This window comes from Microbacterium lacusdiani (genome assembly GCF_054779895.1).
Genome location: NZ_BAAGXJ010000014.1, coordinates 1 through 20,386, shown reverse-complemented (window position 1 = coordinate 20,386; position 20,386 = coordinate 1). Strand labels below are relative to the sequence as shown.

At 71.5% G+C, this 20,386-nt stretch carries 17 protein-coding genes and 2 tRNA genes; 10 read left to right on the top strand and 9 right to left on the bottom strand.

Translation table 11 applies throughout. From position 1 onward, the window contains the following. Window positions 1–12: 12 nt before the first annotated feature. A complete protein-coding gene (gene cls / locus ACYVGN_RS09095) occupies window positions 13–1,473 on the top strand; it encodes a cardiolipin synthase (protein ID WP_460790287.1) in 1,461 nt (486 codons plus the stop codon). Window positions 1,474–1,494: 21 nt separating this feature from the next. Here the strand turns inward: cls and ACYVGN_RS09090 are convergent, their stop codons facing one another. Beyond that, window positions 1,495–2,553, bottom strand: coding sequence for a diacylglycerol/lipid kinase family protein (locus tag ACYVGN_RS09090; RefSeq protein ID WP_460790257.1), 1,059 nt, complete (start codon window positions 2,551–2,553; stop codon window positions 1,495–1,497). 129 nt (window positions 2,554–2,682) lie between these two features. On the opposite strand from ACYVGN_RS09090, the gene ACYVGN_RS09085 reads away from it, so the two are divergent. Then, a complete protein-coding gene (locus tag ACYVGN_RS09085) occupies window positions 2,683–4,314 on the top strand; it encodes a flavin monoamine oxidase family protein (RefSeq protein WP_460790285.1) in 1,632 nt (543 codons plus the stop codon). A 4-nt stretch (window positions 4,315–4,318) separates the two neighbouring features. Further along, the gene (locus ACYVGN_RS09080) at window positions 4,319–5,107 is read left to right on the top strand and encodes a carbon-nitrogen hydrolase family protein (protein WP_460790255.1); all 789 of its coding nucleotides are present in this window, start codon (window positions 4,319–4,321) and stop codon (window positions 5,105–5,107) included. 110 nt (window positions 5,108–5,217) lie between these two features. Here ACYVGN_RS09080 and ACYVGN_RS09075 read toward each other — a convergent pair whose 3' ends face one another. From ACYVGN_RS09075 to ACYVGN_RS09065, 3 genes are read right to left on the bottom strand one after another with little or no spacing between them, the layout of a single operon-like run. Beyond that, entirely contained in the window at window positions 5,218–6,378 is a 1,161-nt protein-coding gene (locus tag ACYVGN_RS09075; RefSeq protein WP_460790253.1) for an acyl-CoA dehydrogenase family protein, read from the bottom strand. 39 nt (window positions 6,379–6,417) lie between these two features. Next, the gene (locus ACYVGN_RS09070; RefSeq protein WP_460790252.1) at window positions 6,418–7,617 is read right to left on the bottom strand and encodes a CaiB/BaiF CoA transferase family protein; all 1,200 of its coding nucleotides are present in this window, start codon (window positions 7,615–7,617) and stop codon (window positions 6,418–6,420) included. 28 nt (window positions 7,618–7,645) lie between these two features. Further along, complete coding sequence (locus ACYVGN_RS09065) at window positions 7,646–8,035, bottom strand: GNAT family N-acetyltransferase (protein WP_460790284.1); 390 nt, start codon at window positions 8,033–8,035, stop codon at window positions 7,646–7,648. Window positions 8,036–8,156: 121 nt separating this feature from the next. Here ACYVGN_RS09065 and ACYVGN_RS09060 point away from each other — a divergent pair, with 121 nt between their 5' ends. After that, window positions 8,157–9,884, top strand: coding sequence for a nuclease-related domain-containing DEAD/DEAH box helicase (locus ACYVGN_RS09060; RefSeq protein ID WP_460790250.1), 1,728 nt, complete (start codon window positions 8,157–8,159; stop codon window positions 9,882–9,884). Between the two features lie 18 nt (window positions 9,885–9,902). On the opposite strand, the gene ACYVGN_RS09055 is transcribed toward ACYVGN_RS09060, so the two are convergent. Both ACYVGN_RS09055 and ACYVGN_RS09050 read right to left on the bottom strand, forming a co-directional pair. Further along, complete coding sequence (locus ACYVGN_RS09055; protein ID WP_460790249.1) at window positions 9,903–11,180, bottom strand: HNH endonuclease signature motif containing protein; 1,278 nt, start codon at window positions 11,178–11,180, stop codon at window positions 9,903–9,905. A 181-nt stretch (window positions 11,181–11,361) separates the two neighbouring features. Then, a complete protein-coding gene (locus tag ACYVGN_RS09050; RefSeq protein WP_460790247.1) occupies window positions 11,362–11,994 on the bottom strand; it encodes a cation transporter in 633 nt (210 codons plus the stop codon). A gap of 147 nt (window positions 11,995–12,141) precedes the next feature. Here ACYVGN_RS09050 and serS point away from each other — a divergent pair, with 147 nt between their 5' ends. Together serS and ACYVGN_RS09040 are read left to right on the top strand one after the other, a co-directional pair. Then, window positions 12,142–13,422 (top strand): serine--tRNA ligase, encoded by a 1,281-nt coding sequence (gene serS / locus ACYVGN_RS09045; RefSeq protein ID WP_460790245.1) that lies wholly within the window; start codon window positions 12,142–12,144, stop codon window positions 13,420–13,422. Then, window positions 13,419–14,267: an HAD-IIB family hydrolase gene (locus tag ACYVGN_RS09040; protein WP_460790243.1), complete on the top strand. Its 849-nt coding sequence runs from the start codon at window positions 13,419–13,421 to the stop codon at window positions 14,265–14,267. The genes serS and ACYVGN_RS09040 overlap by 4 nt, the downstream gene beginning before the upstream one ends. A 128-nt stretch (window positions 14,268–14,395) precedes the next feature. On the opposite strand, the gene menC is transcribed toward ACYVGN_RS09040, so the two are convergent. Both menC and ACYVGN_RS09030 read right to left on the bottom strand, forming a co-directional pair. Continuing rightward, window positions 14,396–15,520 carry an o-succinylbenzoate synthase gene (gene menC / locus ACYVGN_RS09035; protein WP_460790242.1) on the bottom strand — a complete coding sequence of 375 codons (1,125 nt, stop codon included), beginning with the start codon at window positions 15,518–15,520 and terminating at the stop codon, window positions 14,396–14,398. Further along, entirely contained in the window at window positions 15,517–16,365 is an 849-nt protein-coding gene (locus ACYVGN_RS09030) for a hypothetical protein (protein WP_460790240.1), read from the bottom strand. Before ACYVGN_RS09030 ends, menC begins: the two co-directional genes overlap by 4 nt. 122 nt (window positions 16,366–16,487) lie before the next feature. Here ACYVGN_RS09030 and ACYVGN_RS09025 point away from each other — a divergent pair, with 122 nt between their 5' ends. From ACYVGN_RS09025 to ACYVGN_RS09010, 4 genes are all read left to right on the top strand, one after another. Continuing rightward, the gene (locus ACYVGN_RS09025) at window positions 16,488–17,669 is read left to right on the top strand and encodes a M20 family metallopeptidase (protein ID WP_460790238.1); all 1,182 of its coding nucleotides are present in this window, start codon (window positions 16,488–16,490) and stop codon (window positions 17,667–17,669) included. A 132-nt stretch (window positions 17,670–17,801) separates the two neighbouring features. Beyond that, window positions 17,802–17,886, top strand: a tRNA-Ser gene (locus ACYVGN_RS09020). 87 nt (window positions 17,887–17,973) lie between these two features. Next, the gene (locus tag ACYVGN_RS09015; protein WP_460790236.1) at window positions 17,974–19,254 is read left to right on the top strand and encodes an LCP family protein; all 1,281 of its coding nucleotides are present in this window, start codon (window positions 17,974–17,976) and stop codon (window positions 19,252–19,254) included. A gap of 92 nt (window positions 19,255–19,346) precedes the next feature. Next, a tRNA-Ser gene (locus ACYVGN_RS09010) sits at window positions 19,347–19,438 on the top strand. Between the two features lie 50 nt (window positions 19,439–19,488). Here the strand turns inward: ACYVGN_RS09010 and ACYVGN_RS09005 are convergent. Continuing rightward, window positions 19,489–20,088, bottom strand: a complete 600-nt coding sequence (locus tag ACYVGN_RS09005) for a hypothetical protein (protein WP_460790234.1) — start codon at window positions 20,086–20,088, stop codon at window positions 19,489–19,491. Window positions 20,089–20,386: the final 298 nt, after the last annotated feature.

Here is a 20,386-nt window from a genome sequence, read left to right as displayed (position 1 = left end):
GGTGATGCCGTGATCGACGTGATCCTCGCCACGCCGTGGTGGATCCTCGTGCTCACGGTCATCGACATCACCATCCGGATCGGGGCGATCATCGTCATCCCGCCGAACCGGCGCCCGACCGCGGGCATGGCCTGGATGCTGGCCGTCTTCTTCTTCCCGATCGCGGGCGCGCTGCTGTTCCTCCTGATCGGGAACCCGCGCCTGCCCCGTCACCGGCGGCGCCGTCAGGAGCAGATCAACCGTTACATCCACGCCGCGCGCGATCAGCTCGAGCGCGGCAGCCTGCGTCCGAACGAGCCGGCGTGGTTCACGTCGCTCGTGCGCATGAACCGCGAGCTCGGCGCCATGCCGCTCACGGGCGACAACGGCGTCCGCCTCATCAGCGACTACCAGGGCAGCCTCGCCGAGATGGCCGCGGCCATCCGCGAGGCGCACGAGTACGTGCACGTCGAGTTCTTCATCTTCAAGTCCGACGACTCGACCGACGACTTCTTCCGCGCGCTCGAGGAGGTGCGGGCCCGCGGCATCCCCGTGCGCGTGCTGCTCGACCACTGGGCCAATCTCGTCAAGCCGTTCCACCGCCGCACGCTCAAGCGGCTCGACGCCATGGGCGCGGAGTGGCGCTTCGCGCTGCCCATCCGGCCGCTCAAGGGGCAGTGGCAGCGGCCCGACCTGCGCAACCACCGCAAGATCGTCGTGGTCGACGGCGACGTGGCGTTCCTCGGCTCGCAGAACATCACGGATCGCAGCTACAACCTGAAGGCGAACATCCGGCGCGGCCTGCAGTGGGTCGACGTCATGGTGCGCCTCGACGGGCCGATCGTGTCGAGCGTGAACGCGGTGTTCCTGTCCGACTGGTTCAGCGAGGCAGACTCGCTGCCCGAGGGCATCGACCTCAAGCGCATGGATGCCGGCACGGGCGACCTCGACTGCCAGGTCGTGCCGTCGGGCCCCGGCTTCGAGTTCGAGAACAACCTCCGCCTGTTCCTCGGGCTGCTGTACGCGGCGCAGCGCAAGATCATCATGATCAGCCCGTACTTCGTCCCCGACGAGGCGCTGCTGCTCGCGATCACCGCCGCGACCAAGCGCGGCGTGCACGTCGAGCTGTTCGTGTCGGAGGAGGGCGACCAGGCGGTCGTGTATCACGCGCAGCGCAGCTACTACGAGGCGCTGCTGCGCGCGGGCGTGCAGATCCGGCTCTACCCGAAGCCGTACATCCTGCACACGAAGGGCCTCACGATCGACGACGAGATCGCCGTGATCGGGTCGAGCAACATGGACATGCGCTCGTTCGGCCTCAATCTCGAGATCTCGCTGCTGGTGCGCGGCGAGGAGTTCGTGCAGCAGATGCGGCAGCTCGAGGCCCAGTACCGCGAGCTCAGCCGGGAGCTCACGCTCGAGGAGTGGCTCCAGCAGCCGCTGCGCTCGACCGTGCTCGACAACCTCGCGCGCCTGACGTCCGCGCTGCAGTAGAGGCCGACCGCCGCGCCCGCATCACATCGCGGTGATCTTGTGGCCCTTCGGGACGGTGACCAGCAGGCCGCCCTTCTCGACCCGGCACGACACGCGCGTGGCCTCGCCGAACTCGTCGCCGTCGAGCTCGACCGGCTGCGGGATCGGGGTGGCCGCCTCGGCGGCGACGCCGCGCAGGTAGTGCACCGACGTGCTGCGGCCGCGGCGCTCGAGCACCGCGCGCCCGGCCCGCGTGCGCCGCAGCACCGAGTTGTCCCACCACACCTTGCGCCAGACGCCGAGCCAGCCAAGCGGCCCGGTCGGCTGCACGAGCGCGACGTCCAGCTGGCCGTCGATGATGGAGCCGTCGGGGATCAGCGAGATGCCCCCCGGCAGCTCGCCGCAGTTCGCGAACAGGATGCTCTGCACCGTCGCGGAATGCAGCCGCGCCGAGGTGGGCACCGCGCGGGTGATGCCCTGGCGGGTCTTCTCCCGCACGATCTCGTACACGACGCGGAACGGCTCGGCGCCCGCGAGCGAGCGGGCGGCGCCGTCCACGTACGCGACCCATCCCATCGACTTCTTCAGGTCTTCCTTGGTGTTCGCGATCATCGCGGCGTCCAGGCCCATGCCCGCCATCACGACGAACGCGTGCTCCTCGGAGTGGCCGTCGGGCCGGCGGAGGGTCGCGACGCAGATGTCGACGTCGACGGTCTCGCCGTCGAACGTGGCGGCGACCATGGTGTCCTGGCCGTCGAGCGGCAGCAGCAGGTTCCGGGCCAGCAGGTTCCCGGTCCCGCTCGGGATGATCGTGAGGGGCACGCCGGAGCCGCGCATCGCCTCGGTCACGGCGCGCACCGTGCCGTCGCCGCCCGCGACGAGCACCGCCGTGGCGCCCTCCTCGAGGGCCTCGCGCGTGGTGTGCTGGCCGGGGTCCTCGACCGACGTCTCGAGCAGCAGCGGCGGCTCCCATCCGGCCTCGGCCGAGTGGCGCTCCACGAGGGCGCACAGCGTCGGTCCGTCGACCTTGATGGGGTTGAACACGAGCGCCGCACGGCGGCGGGAGGGCGCGGCGTCCTGGGCGGTGCTGTCATCGCTCATGCGGCCAGCCTAGGCCCGCGGCCGGGATGGAGCGGGAGGTTGACAGCCGGCGGATAGACTCCGGACGTGACGACGACGCCACCCGATGAAGGCTTCCTGACCGGACCCGGCGAACCCGCCGGCATCACGATGTTCGGCCCGGATTTCCCATTCCCGTTCGACGACTGGATCTCGCATCCCGCCGGCCTGGGCGCGATCCCGCCCGAGGCGCACGGCCGAGAGGTCGCGATCATCGGCGCGGGCCTGGCGGGCATGGTCACCGCGTACGAGCTCATGAGCCTGGGCCTCACGCCCGTGATCTACGAGCCCACGCGCATCGGCGGCCGGCTGCGCACGCACCGGTTCGAGGGCGGCGACGGCGCGATCGCCGAGCTGGGCGGCATGCGCTTCCCGATCTCGGGGCGCGGGTTCTTCCACTACGCCGACGCGCTGGGGCTGACGCACCGGCCCTTCCCGAACCCGCTCACCGAGGCGGCGGGCAGCACCGTGATCGACCTCTGGGGAGAGACGCACTACGGCCGCACGCTCGACGACCTGCCCGAGTTCTTCCGCGAGGTGTCGGATGCGTGGGACGCCGCGCTCGAGGAGATCGGCTTCACGGCGCTGCAGGACGCGATCCGCGCCCGGGACGCCGTCGCGCTCAAGCGGCACTGGGACGAGCTGGTCGCCACGTGGGACGACCGCACGTTCTACGACTTCATCGCGAGCTCGCAGGCGTTCTCGAAGCTGACCTTCCGGCACCGCGAGGCGTTCGGCCAGGTCGGGTTCGGCACGGGCGGCTGGGACTCTGACTTCCCCAACTCGATGCTCGAGATCCTGCGCGTGGCCGTGCTCGAATGCGACACCGACCAGCGCCTGATCGAGGGCGGCGTCGAGCAGCTGCCCCGCGGCCTGTGGGACCTGCCCGCGCGCGCGGGAAGCCCGTGGCCGGAGGGCACGACGCTGGCGTCGCTGCACGGCGGGGCGACCCTGCCGGCCGCGGCCGCGATCTCGCGCGCCGACGACGGCCGGTTCGTCGTGCGCGACCGCTGGGGCACCGAGCGCTCGCACGACGCGGTCGTCGCGACGTGCCAGAGCTGGCTGCTGACCACCGAGATCGACTGCGACGAGAGCCTGTTCTCGCAGGACATGTGGATGGCGCTCGACCGCACGCGCTACATGCAGTCGACCAAGACCTTCGTGATGGTCGACGAGCCGTTCTGGAAGCGCACGGATCCGGAGACCGGGCGCGACGTCATGAGCATGACCCTCACCGACCGCCTGACGCGCGGCACCTACCTGTTCGACAACGGACCGGGCCGCCCCGCGGTGATCTGCCTGTCGTACTCGTGGATGTCCGACTCGCTCAAGATGCTTCCGCACTCGGTGGACCGCCGCGTGGACCTGGCCCTGAACGCGCTCGCCAAGATCTATCCGGATGTCGACATCCGCGCGCACATCGTGGGCGACCCCGTCACGGTCACGTGGGAGGACGACCCGTACTTCCTCGGGGCGTTCAAGGGCGCGCTTCCCGGCCACTACCGGTACAACCACCGGATGTACACGCACTTCATGCAGGACGGCGCGCCCGCGGACGAGCGCGGCATCTTCATCGCGGGCGACGACGTGTCTTTCACCCCGGCCTGGGCCGAGGGCGCGGTGCAGACGGCGCTCAACGCGGTGTGGGGCGTGATGCACCACTTCGGCGGCGCGAGCCACCCCGACAACCCCGGCCCGGGCGACCGGTTCGACGAGCTCGCGCCCGTGGCGCTGCCGGAGTGATCGGATGACCCCGCTGCGCGTCGCGGTCTGGCAGTGCGCCTCGCTGCCGGGAGACGTCGCGGGCAACCTGGCGCGGCTCGAGGCGGCGTGCGAGCGTGCGGCGGCCGAGGGCGCGGACGTTCTCGTCACGCCGGAGATGTTCGTCACGGGATACGACATCGGCGCCGAGCGGACGCGCGCGCTCGCCGAGCCGGCGGACGGGCCGATCGCCGCCGCCGTCGCCGAGATCACGCGGCGCACCGGGGTCGCGGTCGCGTACGGGTACCCCGAGCTGCTGCTCGACGGCGCGGTGGCCAACGCCGCGCAGCTGATCGACGACGGGCGCGCGGTCGGCGCCCACCGCAAGGCGCACCTGTTCGGCGGGCTCGACACCGAGCGTTTCGCGCCCGCGACCGAGCGGCCCGCGGCGTTCGAGTTCCGCGGACGCCGGATCGGGATGCTGATCTGCTACGACGTGGAGTTCCCCGAGGCCGTGCGGTCGCTCGCGCTGGACGGCGCCGAGGCCGTGCTCGTCCCGACCGCGAACATGGTGCCCTACGAGATCGTGTCGACCGTGCTCGTGCGGGCCCGCGCCTACGAGAACGGCGTCGCGCTCGCCTACGCCAACTACTGCGGCACGGAGTCTTTCGAAGGCGGGGGCGAGCAGGTCTACGCGGGCCTCAGCACGGTGTGCGGCGCCGACGGTTCGGTGCTCGCGCTCGCCGCGGCCGAGGGCGAGGAGCTGCTGATCGCCGACCTCACGGGCGACCCCCAGCCCTACCTCCGCGACCGGCGGCCCGACCTGTTCGGGTGAGTCGCTGCCGTTTCGACTCGCTTCGCTCGCTCAACGACCATGAAATCTATGGTCGTTGAGCGAGGGAGCGAAGCGACCGAGTCGAAACGCCCTGACGCCCGCCGCGGCTCCTAGCGGAACGCCTCGAGCCCCGTGATGTGGCGGCCGAGCACGAGCGTGTGGACCTCGTCCGTGCCCTCGTAGGTGCGCACCGACTCGAGGTTGTTCGCGTGGCGCAGGGGCGAGTACTCGGCCGAGATGCCGTTGCCGCCGAGGATCGTCCGGGCCTCGCGCGCGATCGCGATCGCGTCGCGCGTGTTGGCGAGCTTGCCGACCGAGATGTGGTGCGGCTGGAGCTTGCCGGCCTCCTTGAGGCGGCCCAGGCGCAGGGCGACGAGCTGCCCCTGCGTGATCTTCACGGCCATGTCCGTGAGCTTCGCCTGCGTGAGCTGGAACGACGCGATCGGGCGGTCGAACTGGCGGCGCTCCTGGGCGTAGTGCAGCGCCGTCAGGTAGCTGTCGCGCGCGGCGCCGAGCACGCCCCACGCGATGCCGTAGCGGGCCTCGTTGAGGCACGAGAACGGGGCGCGCAGGCCGCGCGCCTCGGGCAGCCGGGCCGACTCGGGCAGGCGCACGTCCTCGAGCGTGATGTCGCACTGGATCGACGCGCGCATCGACATCTTCGGCGCGATCGGCGTGGCCGTGAAGCCGGGGGTGTCGGTCGGCACCGCGAAGCCGCGCACGCCCTCGTCGGTCTGCGCCCAGATCACGGCGACGCCTGCGATCGACGCCAGGCCGATCCAGCGCTTCGCGCCGTTGAGCACCCAGTCGTCGCCGTCGCGGCGGGCGAACGTCTTCATGCTGCCGGGGTCGGATCCGGCGGTCGGCTCGGTCAGGCCGAAGCAGCCGACGAGCTCGCCCTTGGCCATCCGCGGCAGGTACTCGTTCTTCTGCTCCTCGGAGCCGAACTTGTGGATCGCCGACATCGCGAGCGATCCCTGCACCGACACGAACGTCCGAAGGCCCGAGTCGCCGGCCTCGAGCTCGAGGGCCGTGAGGCCGTACTCGACCGCGCCGCGGCCGGGGCATCCGTAGCCGGAGTAGATCATGCCGAGCGCGCCCAGGCGTCCGAGCTCCGGGATGATCTCGGTCGGGAAGTGCGCGCGGTCGTACCAGTCGGCGATGCTCGGACGGATGTGCTCGTCGACGAACGCACGGACGGCATCGCGGGTGGCGAGCTCCGTCTCGGTGAGCAGATCGTCGAGGTCGAGCAGGTCGGCGGGGCCGCTCATGGGGCCATCTCCTTCGGTGGCGGGGGTGTCGATCTCACGCTATCCGACGGCGTCGCCATCGGCCGTTTCGGGGGCGTCGAGCCACGCGCGCACGTCGTCGCCGTGCTCGTCGAGCGCGGGCGCCGCGCGGCGCGGCGGCTCGAACGCCGGGTGCCACAGCACCGGATGGCGCACCTGCCGCCCGTGCGAGACGCCCGCGTCGTCGACCACCTCGATCGTGGGCTCGAGGCCGATGCGCTCGGCGAACGCGAGCCCGTCGGCGATGTCGCCCGCCTGTCCCGCGGGCACGCCCGCCGCCGTGAGGCGCTCCTGCCACTCGGCCGCGGTCGCCGTCGCGAGCGCCGCCTCGAGCGCGTCGCGCATCTCGGCGCGGTGGGCGACGCGATCCGAGTTCGTGCGGAAGTGGTCGTCCTGCGCCAGCTCGGGGATCCCGAGCGTCTGGACGAGCTTCGCGAACTGGGCGTCGTTGCCCGCCGCGATCGCGAGGGGCCCGTCGGCGCAGCGCAGCAGCTCGTACGGCGCGATCGACGGATGCACGTTGCCCAGGCGGGTGGGGGAGACGCCCGCGCCGAGGTACGCCGACGCCTGGTTCGCGAGCGCGCCCTGCAGGCTCGAGAGCAGCGACACCTCGATGCGCGAGCCGGTGCCAGTGAGTTCGCGGCGGCGCAGCGCCGCGAGCGTGCCGATCACGGCGTCCTTGCCCGTGAGCACGTCCACGAGGGCGACGCCGACCTTCATGGGGTCGCCGTCGGGCTCGCCCGTGATGTGCATCAGGCCGCCGAGGGCCTGCACCACGAAGTCGTATCCGGGCATCCGCGCGCCGCCCGCGGAGCCGAAGCCCGTGACCGACACGTAGATCACGCGGGGGTTGTCGCGCGCGACGTCGTCGTAGCCGAGGCCGAGGCGGTCGAGCGTGCCGGGCAGGAAGTTCTCGATCACGACGTCGGCGCGCGCCGCGAGGCGCCGCGCTCGCGCGACGTCGGCCGGGTCCTTCAGGTCGAGCGCGACCGACTCCTTGTTGCGGTTCACGCCCTCGAAGTAGGTCGCGGCGTGTGCGCTGTAGGGCGGTCCCCACGCGCGGGTGTCGTCGCCGGCTCCGGGTCGCTCGACCTTGATCACGCGCGCGCCGAGGTCGGCGAGGGTCATCGTGGCGAGGGGGCCCGCGAGCACCCGCGAGAAGTCGGCGACCAGGATGCCCTCGAGCGGCGCCGGGGCGGAGGGGCGGGACGTCTCTGTCACTGCGCCAGCCTATGCGGGCGGCACGCGCTCAGCCGCGCCACTCCTCGGCGAGCAGGCCGTAGTTCATGCCGTCCATCCACTCGCCCGAGCGGTGCAGGCCCGTCTTGCGGCTGTGCTCCTCGCGTCGCATGCCGAGCCGCTCCATGACGCGCCACGACGGCTCGTTCGCGGCGAGGCACCCGGCGTGGACCCGGCGCAGCCCGAGCTGCGTGAAGCAGGCGCCGATCACGGCGCGCAAGGCCTCCGTGGCGTAGCCGCGCCCCTGGTGGGCGGGGTCGAGGGTCCACCCGAGCTCGGCCTGCACGCCGCGGCCCTGCTCGGCGACCTCGGCCTGCGCCCAGCCGTCCTCGATCCGGAGCATGACGTCGCCGATCAGCTGGTCCTCGCGCTCGATCACGAGCTGGTCTGAGGGAGGTATGGCCTCTTGTAGCCGACGAGTACGTCAGGATCTGGGATCTCCCAGGTCTCCGAAATACTTTCGGTTGACGAGCGATAGCTGAGTGTTAACCGCGCGCGCAGTTTGACGCGAGAATTCAGTCATGCCTCCCCACATGATCCCCGCCCGCCCCCGCAAGGGCGCGAACGGATCCGAGCGGCGGGTGTTCGACGCGTTCGCCTCGGTCCGCGGGCATGACGACTGGATCGTGATCCACAGCCTGCAGCTGCGACGGCACGCCACGCAGTTCCAGGGAGAGGCCGATTTCCTCGTCCTCGTGCCCGGGCGCGGGATCGTGGTGATCGAGGCCAAGAGCCCCGAGTACGTCTCGTACCGCGACGGCGAGTGGATGCTGGACCGGGTGCCGAACCCGGGCAAGAGCCCGTTCGATCAGGTCGACGGGGCGATCCGGAGCCTGCGCGGGTTCCTGGCCCGGCGCGAGATCCTCGTCGGATCCGAGCCGATCGCGCGGCTCGTGTGGTTCACCTCGCTCGGGCGCCACCAGTTCGAGACGCACGGCGACATGCAGTTCTTCGAGTGGGAGCTCGCGTTCCGCGACGACCTGCGCCGCCCGGAGGCGCTGATCGAGAAGGTGCTCGCCGAGCACGATGCCTGGTACCGCACGGTCGACGGGGTCGCGCACGACCCGGCCGTGATGACCGGCGATCACGTCTCGACGATCGCGCGGGCCCTGCTCGGCGACCTCGAGGGCGGGCGCACGCTCGCCGACCGCAAGCTCGAGCGGCTCGACGACGAGCAGCGACTACTGAAGTCGCAGGCGCGCATCCTCGACGCGGTCGCCCGCAACGACCGGATCTACTTCGAGGGCCCCGCGGGCACCGGCAAGAGCCACCTCGTGATGAGCGCCGCGAAGCGCCACGCGGGGCAGGGCGCGCGCGTGCTCGCCGCATGCTGGAACGAGCTGATGGCCGACGCGCTGCGCGAGCGTCTCGGTCGCCACGCGGCCATCCACGCCACGAGCCTGAACGCGCTCATGCTGCGGATCGCGGGCCTCGAGGCCAACCGGGTCGACGCCGACAACGCCTGGTATACCGAGCGCTTGCCGCAGCTCGCGATCGAGGCATTTCGCGCGGCGCCCGACCGGCACGCGTACGACGTCGTGTGCATCGACGAGTTCCAGGATGTCGCGGGCCTGCCGGGCGTCCTCGCCTTCCTCGACGAACTGGTCGCGGATGACGCGAAGCTGGTGCTCGCCGGCGATCGGCGACAGCAGATCCTGAGGCCGTCGACCACGCACGTCGATCCGTTCGCGGTCGCGCGCGAGCACTTCCCGGGGCTGATGCACGTCTCGGTGGACCAGGGTGTGCGCCAGGTCGCGGCGCTCGCATCCGGTGCCGAGGAGCTGCTCAGCCGCCGGTTCGGATACTCCAGCCACCGCCTCGTCACGAACGACCCGGGCGCCCTGTCGATCGTCCCCGTCGGTACCGACAACGCGGGCGCCGAGCTCGCCCGCTCCCTCCGCGAGCTGCTCGAGCATCATCAGGCGCACGACGTCGTGATCCTCAGCCCGTTCGGCGAGCGGCACTCGCTCGTGGGCCGTCTGCTCGCCGCGCAGAACTTCACGAAGGACGAGAAGTGGCTGCGTGCTCAGCTGCGGCCGCTCGTGGGCGCGGCGGACGGCGACGCGCATGGACGTGTGCGCTGGGGATCCATCGGCAAGTTCAAGGGTCTCGACGCCGAGGCGGTCATCCTGACCGACGTCGGCGACGCGGGCATCGCGTTCGCGTGGGAGCACGGACTGTCGTGGTTCGACCTGCTCTACGTCGGGCTCACGCGGGCGCGCTACCGCTGCGTCGTCGTCGCGGGGTAGGCGCCATCGCGCCCTGCGTCAGAACGGGGGATCCCCGTCCGCCGCGGCGGTGGCGACGAAGCGGACCGTGGGTGGCGGCTGTTCGTGGAGCACCTGGCCGGTGGGGGTGATCCACACCATGACGCCGTTGTCGTTGCGGCAGCCCCAGCGGCCGTGGTGCTTGAGCACGTGGTGGGCTCGGCAGAGCGCGGCCAGGTTGCCCACGTCGGTGGCGCCGCCCTCGCTGTAGGGCACCGTGTGGTCGATGTCGCATCGGCGGATCGGGCGGCGGCAGCCGGGGAAGCGGCAGTGCTCGTCGCGCGCGGTGAGGAACCGGCGCTGCTCGGCCGTGGGGGTGTAGGTGTCGACGGCCGTGAGAGCACCGGTCTGCGGGTCGCGGAAGAGCCTCGCCCAGGTGTGGGCCCGGCCGGCCAGGCGGCGGGCGGTCTCGGGGGCGACGGTGCCGACGCGCGTCGCGTGCGCGGGCTGGTCGTCGGCCCCGGCGATCACCTCGGCGGGCACGGTCACGTGGACCGCCGCGCGGATCTCGTCGAGACCTTCACCCGCCGCGGTCGGCGTCGCCGTGAGGAGCATGTCGGTGACGACGTCCGCCCGGATCTGCGCGAGCGTGCGCGGATCCTCGTCTCCTTCGCCGACGCCGGCCTTCACCTGGCGGGCGATCGCGTTCGACCGGTCGTCGATGCCGGCCGCGAGTGCCGCGTCGACGAGCAGCTGGACCAGCGCCATGCCGTCCTGGTCGGGCGTCACCCACATCCCCCGGCGCTCGTTGGCCTCCTCGTGGCGCTCCTCGATCGTCTGCGGCTGCAGCCGCTCGGCGATCGCCTGGCAGATCGGTCGCAGCTTGCCTGCGGTGGTGTCCGTGAACTGGAGGGCGATCTGCTCGTACCGGGCGCGGAGTTCGTCGTCGAGTCGGCCTCCCTCACCGCACACGACGCGGGCCTGAGCGGCCGTGATCCGGGACTCGGCGAGGGCCGTGAACGTCGCCGGGAAGCGCTGGATCATGACCGCGGCATCGTCCATCTTCGCGCGCACCGACGTGTCGGGAACGCGCGAGACGGCCGCGAGATCCGCGGCCATCGACCGGATCGGCACCTGATAGGACGACGGGCGAGTGCCCGGCATCGCGAACATCACGTCCTGCGCGATCGCGTACGCCTGCGCGTGGAGGCTCGCCTCCATCGCCGCCAGGCCTGCCTTCGCGCTCTCGACGTACGCGAGGCCTGCCTTGATGGTCAGCACCTGTTCGCGCTGCGCGTCGGAGAGATCCCAGCGCTCGTCGAACGGGTTGGTGGCCATGAAGCCAGTATAGAACGAATGTTCGAATGTCGCAAGAGATCTTGTGGGGAGGTTCGGTCGGTTTCGACTCGCTTCGCTCGCTCAACCAGCACAGAGCGGCTCGCTCAACCAGCACAGAGGGCTCGCTCAACGAGCACAGAGGGGCTCGCTCAACCAGCACAGAGAGGAGGAGGGAGGCGGATCAGTCCACCGCCTCGCCGGCGAGCACCTTCGCGGCCAGGCGCTCCTCCTCGCTGACCTCCCAGACCTCCCACGCGGAGTGCAGCGCCAGAAGGATGATCAGGCAGCCCAGGATGAGGTCGGGCCATCCGGACGACGTCCAGGCCGTGATCGCCGCCATCGCGATGATCGCGACGTTCACGAGCACGTCGTTGCGCGCGGACAGGAACGCGGCGCGGCTGAGGGACCCGCCGTGATGCCGGACCCGGGCGAGCAGGACGGCGCTCAGCCCGTTCACGACGATCGCCCCGATCGAGGCGAGCACCACAGGCAGCACCTTGGGAGCCTCGGGCGCGAGGAAGCGCTGCACGGCCTCCCACGTCGCGAACCCCGCCGGCGCCAGGATCAGCACCGCCATGACCTTGCCCATCAGGGCGCGACGGGCGAGGGCCCAGCCGAGTGCGATGAAGATCAGGAGGTTGATCGAGGTGTCCTCGAGGAAGTCGACGCTGTCCGCGAGCAGCGACACCGAGCGGGCCTGCAGCGCGACGACGAACTCGACGAAGAAGTAGGCGAGGTTCAGCAGCGCGACCGTCAGCACCGCGCGGCGGATGCGGCGGCGGAGGTCGGCCCCGTCGTCGGCAGAGGGCGTCATGGTTCGACGGTAGTGGGCGGGGGATGCCGTGACCGGGCTTCGGGGGTTTCGACTCGCTTCGCTCGCTCAACCGGCAGAGGAGGAGGGTCGTTCACCCTGCACCGGGTGAGAGGGAGCTCCCGCGTCCGCGAGACCTAGACTGGGCGGGTGATCGATCCCGCTCTGCTCCGCGACAACCCCGACCTCGTGACCCGCTCGCAGGTGGCCCGCGGGCACTCGCCCGAGACCGTGACCGCCGCGGTCGAGGCAGAGAAGGCGCGGCGCGCCGCCATCGCCGCGTTCGAGGAGCTGCGCGCCGAGCAGAACGCGTTCGGCAAGCAGGTCGCCAAGGCGCCCAAGGACGAGAAGGCCGCGCTCGTCGCGCAGGCGAAGGACCTCGCGAACCGCGTCAAGGACGCGCAGCAGGCCGTGACCGAGGCCGAGGCCGCGTTCGCCGAGGCGGCCGCCCGGATCGAGAACATCGTGCTGGATGGCGTTCCGGCCGGCGGCGAGGACGACTACGTCGTGCTGCGCGAGGTCGGCGACGTGCCGGCGTTCGACCCGGCCGAGTTCCCCGACGGCCCGCTCGACCACCTGGCCCTCGGCGAGAAGCTCGGCGCGATCGACATGGAGCGCGGCGCGAAGGTGTCGGGCGCGCGGTTCTACTTCCTCAAGGGTGTCGGCGCGCGGCTCGAGATCGCGCTCATGAACTACGCGCTCAGCAAGGCGCTCGAGGCCGGCTTCACGCCCATGATCACCCCCACGCTGGTGCGCCCCGACATCATGGCGGGCACCGGCTTCCTCGGCGCGCACGCCGACGAGATCTACCGCCTCGAGGCCGACGACCTGTACCTGGTCGGCACGAGCGAGGTCGCGCTCGCCGGATACCACAAGGACGAGATCCTCGACCTGTCGGACGGTCCGCTGCGCTACGCCGGATGGTCCACCTGCTACCGCCGCGAGGCCGGCTCGCACGGCAAGGACACCCGCGGCATCATCCGCGTGCACCAGTTCAACAAGCTCGAGATGTTCGTCTACACGACGCCGGAGGACGCGGCCGCCGAGCACGAGCGCCTGCTCGCCCTCGAGGAGGAGATGCTGCGCTCGCTCGGCCTCGCGTACCGTGTGATCGACACGGCCGCCGGCGACCTCGGCTCGAGCGCCGCGCGCAAGTACGACACCGAGGCGTGGGTCCCGACGCAGGGCGCGTACCGCGAGCTCACGTCGACCTCGAACTGCACCACGTTCCAGGCGCGCCGCCTGGACATCCGGCACCGGCCTGAGGGCGCCGCGAAGACCGAGCACGTCGCGACCCTCAACGGCACGCTCGCCACGACGCGCTGGATCGTCGCGCTGCTCGAGACGCACCAGCGCCCCGACGGCTCGGTCGTCGTGCCCGAGCCGCTCCGCCCCTACCTCGGCCTCGACGTGCTGGAGCCGATCGCGTGACGGACGAGCGCGTGGCGGGTCGCCGGCTGCTCGTGGCGCTCGACCTCGACGGCACGGTGCTGCTCGAGGACGAGTCGTTCAGCCCGCGCGTGCACGAGGCCGTGCGCCGCACGGTCGACGCCGGGCACATCGTGACGATCGCGACCGGGCGCAGCTGGGAGGCGACGTCGTACATCCTGCACGCGCTCGGCATCCTGCCGGAGTTCGTCGTGTGCTCGAACGGGGCGGCCATCCTGTCGCGCGACACCACGCAGGAGACCGGCTACGCGCGGCACACGACCGAGACGTTCGACCCGACCGAGGTGCTGACGCTGCTCGAGAAGCACCTGCCCGACGCCAAGTACCTCGTCGAGCTCGCCGACGGATCGCGCCTCTACACGCATTACGTGGACGACTGGGGCCTCGAGCGCGACACTGCGAAGCACGTCGAGATCGACGACATGAAGGGCCGCCAGGTCGCCCGCGTCGTGGTCGTCTCGCCCGAGCACTCCGAGGACGAGTTCGTCAGCCTCGTCGACCAGATCGGGCTGCACCACGTGTCGTACTCCGTGGGCTGGACCGCGTGGCTCGACATCGCTCCGCAGGGCGTCGACAAGAGCACCGCGCTCGAACAGGTGCGCGAGTGGGAGGGCATCGACCCGGCGGACGTCGTCGTGATCGGCGACGGCCGCAACGACATCGGGATGTTCCAGTGGGCGTCGGGGCACGGCGGTCGCGCGTTCGCGATGGGGCAGGCCCCGGATGAGGTCATCGCCGTGTCGACGGACCTCACGGGAACGGTCTACGACGGCGGCGTCGCGCAGGCGCTCGACACGCTGCTCGAGACGGCGGCGACGCCGAGCTGACTCGCGCGGCCCGTTTCCTGGGTTTCGACTCGCGCTGGCGCGCTCGCTCAACCACCCTGTGGGAGGACTCTCCCCCCGTGCTGGTTGAGAGGGCGGAGCGAGTCGAAACCGTTGAGGCGGCCCTCGCGTCAGAGGGCGATCTCGACCAGGCGGGTGCGGAAGCGCTCGAGGCGGTCGGGGTCGATCTCGACGCCGAAGCCGGGGCCGGTGGGCACGTCGACGACGCCGTCGTGCATCCGGATCGGCTCGGTGACGATGTCCTCGGCATAGAAGCGGTCCGATCCGGAGATGTCGCCGGGCAGCGTGAAGCCGGGCATGGCCGCGAGCGCGGCGTTGGCGGCCCGGCCGATGCCGGTCTCGAGCATGCCGCCGCACCACACCGCGATGCCGTGCGCGCGGGCGAGGTCGTGGATGCGGCGCGCCTCGAGATAGCCGCCCACGCGCCCCGGCTTGATGTTGATGACGGCGGCGGCGCGCAGCGCGATGGCGTCGGCGGCCGCCTCGGCGGACACGACCGACTCGTCGAGGCAGATCGGGATGTGCAGCAGCCTCGCCAGTTCCGCGTGCTGCCGGATGTCCGCCTCGCCGAGCGGCTGCTCGATCAGCAGCAGCCCGAACTCGTCGAGCCGGCGCAGGTGCGCGGCGTCGACGAGCGTGTAGGCCGCGTTCGCGTCGACCTGGAAGGGCAGGTCGTCGCCGAACGCGCGCCGCACGGCCGCGACGTGCGCGACATCCGCGCCCGGCCGGATCTTGAGCTTGATGCGCGCATAGCCCTGCTCGATGTATCCGCCGATCACGCGCACGGTCGCGTCGACCGAGTCCTGGATGCCCACCGAGACACCCGACGGCACGGATGAGCGCACCGCGCCGAGGTACGACGCGAGCGACCGGCCCTCGGCGCGCAGCTGCGCGTCGAGCACCGCCATCTCGACTGACGCCTTCGCCATCTGGTGCCCCACGATGTGCCGCAGGTGATGCGCCACGGTCTCGGCCGTGAGGTCGTCCACGGCGGCGAGCAGGGGAGCGAGCCAGCGCTCGATGACGTCGGCGGCGCCGTCCAGGTACTCGGGGGAGTAGATCGGCCGGTCGAGCGCGACGTTCTCGCCCCATCCGGTCACGAGCTCGCCCGAGGCGGTCTCGAGCTGCGCCTCGACCAGGAAGCAGTGCTTGACGGTCTGCGTGCCGAACGACGTGGTGAACGGCGCGACGAGCGGCATCTCGAGGTGGTGCAGCCGGATGGCGCGGAGCTTCATGGGGTTCCTTCCGTGGGCTGGTCGGCGCGGCGCAGCACGTACTGCCCCGCGTCGGTGAAGCCGTCGACGCCCCATCCGGTCGCGAGCAGGTCGGTGAACGCGGCGCGGGTCTCGGAGCGCCAGCGGCGGGCCGCCTCCGGATCCGTGCGCCGCAGCGCCTCGATGTCGGTGGGCGTGGCGAGGAGCGCGGGCCCGTCGCCGCTCGGCCGCGCGTAGGCGGACGGGACGTCGCCCTCGTCGGCGATCGCGTGCGCCCCGTCGACCTCGACCGCGCCGCCCCGCTCGGGCGGCGTGCGCGTCAGATCCCAGCGCACGAGCATGCGGTCGGAGTCCTGGCCCGCGTTGATCGCGTCGCGCATCTCGCCGTAGAGCGACGGCAGGTACTCGACCGGGCGCGCGCCGAGCGTGCGGATGTTGAAGTGCGCGTTGCGCCGGACGAGCGGATCGAACGTCCACGTCATGGCGTCGATCCCGCGCTCGAGGCACCACGCGCGCTGCGCGAGCTTGATCGCGCGGCCCGCCCCGCGGCCGGCGGCCTCGGGCAGCAGGCCCACGATGTGCGAGTGGAACGGCGTGCCGGGCGGCCCGCAGAAGCCCATCGCGGCGCCGACCGGCCCGTCCTCGCGCAGGGCGAGCGTGACGGGGTTGCCGGCGTGGGCGAGCGCGACCAGCAGCGCGGGGTCGAGCATCTCGGCGCCCGTGCGCCCCCACACCTGGCCGAGCACCTCCGACACGCTTCGGCACGCGGCGGCGTCGTGCGCCTCCTCGAGCAGGATGCCCGCCTGCGCGAGCGCCTCGTCCGCGAGGGCGCGGGCCGCGGCGGCGACGTCGGCGGGCGGATGCATATCCCCAGCTTCCCACTCCCGCCCTGGCTCCATGACGCTGCGAGCCGCCCCGGTTCACGCGCCCGGCGTGCGGCGGATATCGTCGGTAGGACACCCTGACGCGCACCGAGGAGAGGCGACACATGACGGATCGCGACACCGCCCTCGCCCGTCGGGCGCCCGCCGAGGTCGACGGGCTGCTGGAGTGGGCGCGCGACAGCCTGCCGCAGATGCTCACCGACATGGAGCACCTCATCCTGTGCGAGTCGCCCACCGGCGACCGGGAGGCGATCGCGCGATCGGCCGATCTCGTCTCGGCGATCGGCACGCGCATCCTGGGCTTCGGGCCCGAGCGTCTCGTGATCGACGGGTTCACCCACCTGCGCTGGCACATCGGATCGCCGGCCCCCGAGGCGCCGCGCGTGCTCGTGCTCGCGCACCACGACACGGTGTGGCCGCTCGGATCCATCGAGACGCACCCGTTCTCGATCCAGGACGGCGTCATGCGCGGGCCCGGGTGCTACGACATGATCGCGGGCCTGGTGATGGGCCTGCACGGCATCGCGGCGCTCGGGCACATGGACGAGGCGGCGGTGACGCTGCTCGTGACGGGCGACGAGGAGATCGGATCGCCGTCGTCGCGCGACCTGATCGAGCAGGAGGCGCTGGGCTGCGTCGCGTCGCTCGTGCTCGAGTCGGCCGAGGGCCGCGCGCTCAAGATCGGCCGCAAGGGCGTGTCGCGCTACCGCATCGACATCACGGGCCGCGCCGCGCACGCCGGGCTCGAGCCCGAGAAGGGCATCAACGCGACCGTCGAGATGGCGCACCAGATCGGCGCCGTCACTGCGATCGCCGATGCGGCGGCCGGCACCTCGGTCGTCCCCACGGTCGCCAAGGCCGGCACCACGACCAACACCGTCGCGGCGCACGCCTCGTTCGAGGTGGACGCGCGCGCCTTCACGGCCGCCGAGCAGCACCGCGTCGACGAGGCCATCCGGTCGCTGACACCCGTCACCGGCGCGGTCATCCACGTGCACGGCGGCGTGAACCGCCCCCCGATGGAGAGGTCCTCGGCCGAGGGGGTGTGGGCGCGGGCGCTCGAGGTGTCGCACCGGCTCGGGCTGCATCTGCCCGAGGCGGTCGTGGTGGGCGGTGCCTCCGACGGCAACTTCACGGCCGGCATCGGCGTGCCGACGCTCGACGGGCTCGGCGCCGTGGGCGGCGGCTCGCACGCGGACCACGAGCACGTGATGGTCGGCGAGATCCCCGAGCGCACCGCGCTGCTCGTGGCGCTGATGCGGGATCTGCTGCGCGTCGACGCGTGATCGCCCGGCATCCGCTCGTCCACAGCGGATGCCCGTGCGCCGTTCAGGGCCCGCCCAGAGCTCACGGGCACAATGACGAGAAGGCCTGTCGGATAGACTCGACGCCTGTTCGGCAGGGGAGACCCTGCTCCAGGAGGGTTGTCCGAGCGGCCGAAGGATCTGGTCTTGAAAACCAGTGGGCAGCAATGTCCCGTGGGTTCGAATCCCACACCCTCCGCGGAATGACGGCGGCGGGGTGCGAGCACTCGGGGGAGCCGCCGGCAGGATCACCGCGCCCCAGCGGTGCGATGAGAGGAACACCCGAGTGAGCGAGACGTCCCCGCGACGCCCCGGCCGGCGCACCATCGCGCGCCACGGTCACCTCTCCCGGCCCAGCCTGCTCAGCCGCGTGATGCGCTGGCTCGGCATCGCCATGGCGTGCGTGCTGGTCGCCGGCGTCGGCGTCGCCGCCTACGCCGCCTGGGACTTCTCGGCCACGTTCGCGGCCGACGCGCAGGAGCTCGAGGGCCAGGACACCTCGCCGCCCGACATCGGCCAGCTCGTGAACGACGAGGGCGTCGACCTGCTGCTCACCGGCATCGACATCTGCGAGTGGGACTCGCACGAGAAGTTCGGCGACCGCTGCCCGACCGAGCGCTCGGCCTACGGCGACGATGGGCGGCAGCTCGAGGCCGGCCTCAACGACGTCAACCTGCTCGTGCACATCTCGCCCGAGCCGCGCAAGGTCTCGGTCGTGGCGTTCCCCCGCGACCTCATGGGCCCCATGCCGGAGTGCACCAACTCGGAGACCGGCGAGGTCACGCCCGCGTCGGATCGCCGCATGCTCAACGAGGCCTACGCGGCCGGCGGCCTCGCGTGCGTCGCGAAGTCGATCGACAGCATCACGACGCAGTACGACCCCGAGCTCGCGATCGACTACGCCGCGACCGTGACGTGGAACGGCGTGATCGAGATCACGAACGCGCTCGGCGGTGTGGAGGTCTGCGTCGACCAGACGATCAACGACGTCGAGGCCGGCATGCTCTATCTCGAGCCGGGCACCCACACGCTCGTCGGAGAGCAGGCGCTCGCCTTCCTGCGTTCGCGCCACGGCGTCGGCGGCGGCGACCTCGCGCGCATCAGCAACCAGCAGGTCTACATGTCTTCGCTGGCGCGCAAGCTCATGAGCGCCGAGACGCTCACGAACCCGGGCACGCTTCTCAGCCTCGCGCGGACGACCGTGAGCAACGTCGACCCCAGCGCCCAGCTCACCCCCATCACGCTCGTCCAGATCGCCATGGCGGCGAGCTCGGTGCCGCTGTCGGACATCGAGTTCCTGCAGTACCCGGTGCTCGAGGACCCGCTCGACCGCAACCGCGTGGTGTCGGACGAGGCCGCCGCTGCGCAGCTGTTCGGCCTGATCTCGGCCAACCAGTCGGTCATCCCGGAGGAGCAGGTCGCCGCTTCGCCGGACCCGTCGCAGCCCGAGGCTCCGGTGGAGTCGGAGACGCCGACGCCCGAGGTCAGCGAGACTCCGACCGCCACGGCCGCGCCCGCCCCGGGCCGCACCGCCGAGGACACCAGCTGCTCCAACCCCATCGGCTGAGACCCTCGTTTTCGCCCTCGTCCGGCGAGCGGCTACTATGGAGGGACTGCGTCCGCGAGGGCGCGCGGTCCTTCGGGAGCTCCCGAAGGCCAGGAGACGTCGCATAGTCAGGCCTAGTGCACCACCCTGCTAAGGTGGAGTCCCCTTATGGGGACCGAGGGTTCAAATCCCTCCGTCTCCGCCAAAATCCCTGGCTAGGGCCCATTTCTTACGGCTCGCCGGGAGGCGTCGAGGTCAGCGTCCGAGGCCTGGGCCGCGCTGGGTGACCCCCAGGTGACCCCCATCGACGCCGAAGCTCTCAGCGGCGGCGAGGCGGCGGATGTGGTCGCGGCGCTGGCCTTCTCCGAGGACGTGCGCGTAGACCGCCAGAACGGTGCGCGCCTCGTCGCCCAGGTACTCGGCAACCTCGTGAACGGGCGTGCCGAGGCGCAGCCAGGTCGAGGCGGCGTAGTGCCGGAGAGCGTGGCGGCGGAAGCCGAGCGGGAACTTGCGGGCAACGCCGACGGAGAGCTGCCCGCCCTGCTGGTTAGTGAACAGGTAGTCGTCGGCGGACTTGCCGGCGGCGTACTGCCGGAAGATCGCCAGGGCGCGCGGGGACAGCGGCACCGGGCGGGTGCCGCGCCAGGACTTCGGAGCCTTCTCGTCGTACCCGTCCGAGTGGGATCGCTCGACATGGAGCTGGGGCAGCGGAATCTCGGAGAGCCAGTGGACGCGGATCGCGCGGGTCGTCTTGGCCCGCGCGACCGTCGAGGGCTTCTTCCCACCGCGCAGCTCTGCGAGCAGGTGGCCGCGGATATCGTCGGCCTGGATCGTGGCGAGCGGCCGGGCGAGCATCGTGTCCGGCAGCGCCGCGAGGTTGTTCCGGTCGGTATCGACGGTGTGCGGGTTTGCCGCCCTCGCGGGCGGCCAGGAACATCGTCACCAGCTCTTGCAGCGTGAACGACCGCTTGGGGGCAAGAGGCCGGCCCGTCTCGATGAGGTGCTTCTGCTTGCGCTCCCACGTCTGGGCCTCGCGCTTGGTGTCGAACGACTTGGATGCGACGAGCTTGCGGCCGGACTTCAGGTGGCGTCCCGCTGTGTGGTGGAGTTTCTCAACACCGGCGAGGTCAGCTGTTTCTGATTATGCCGCGAT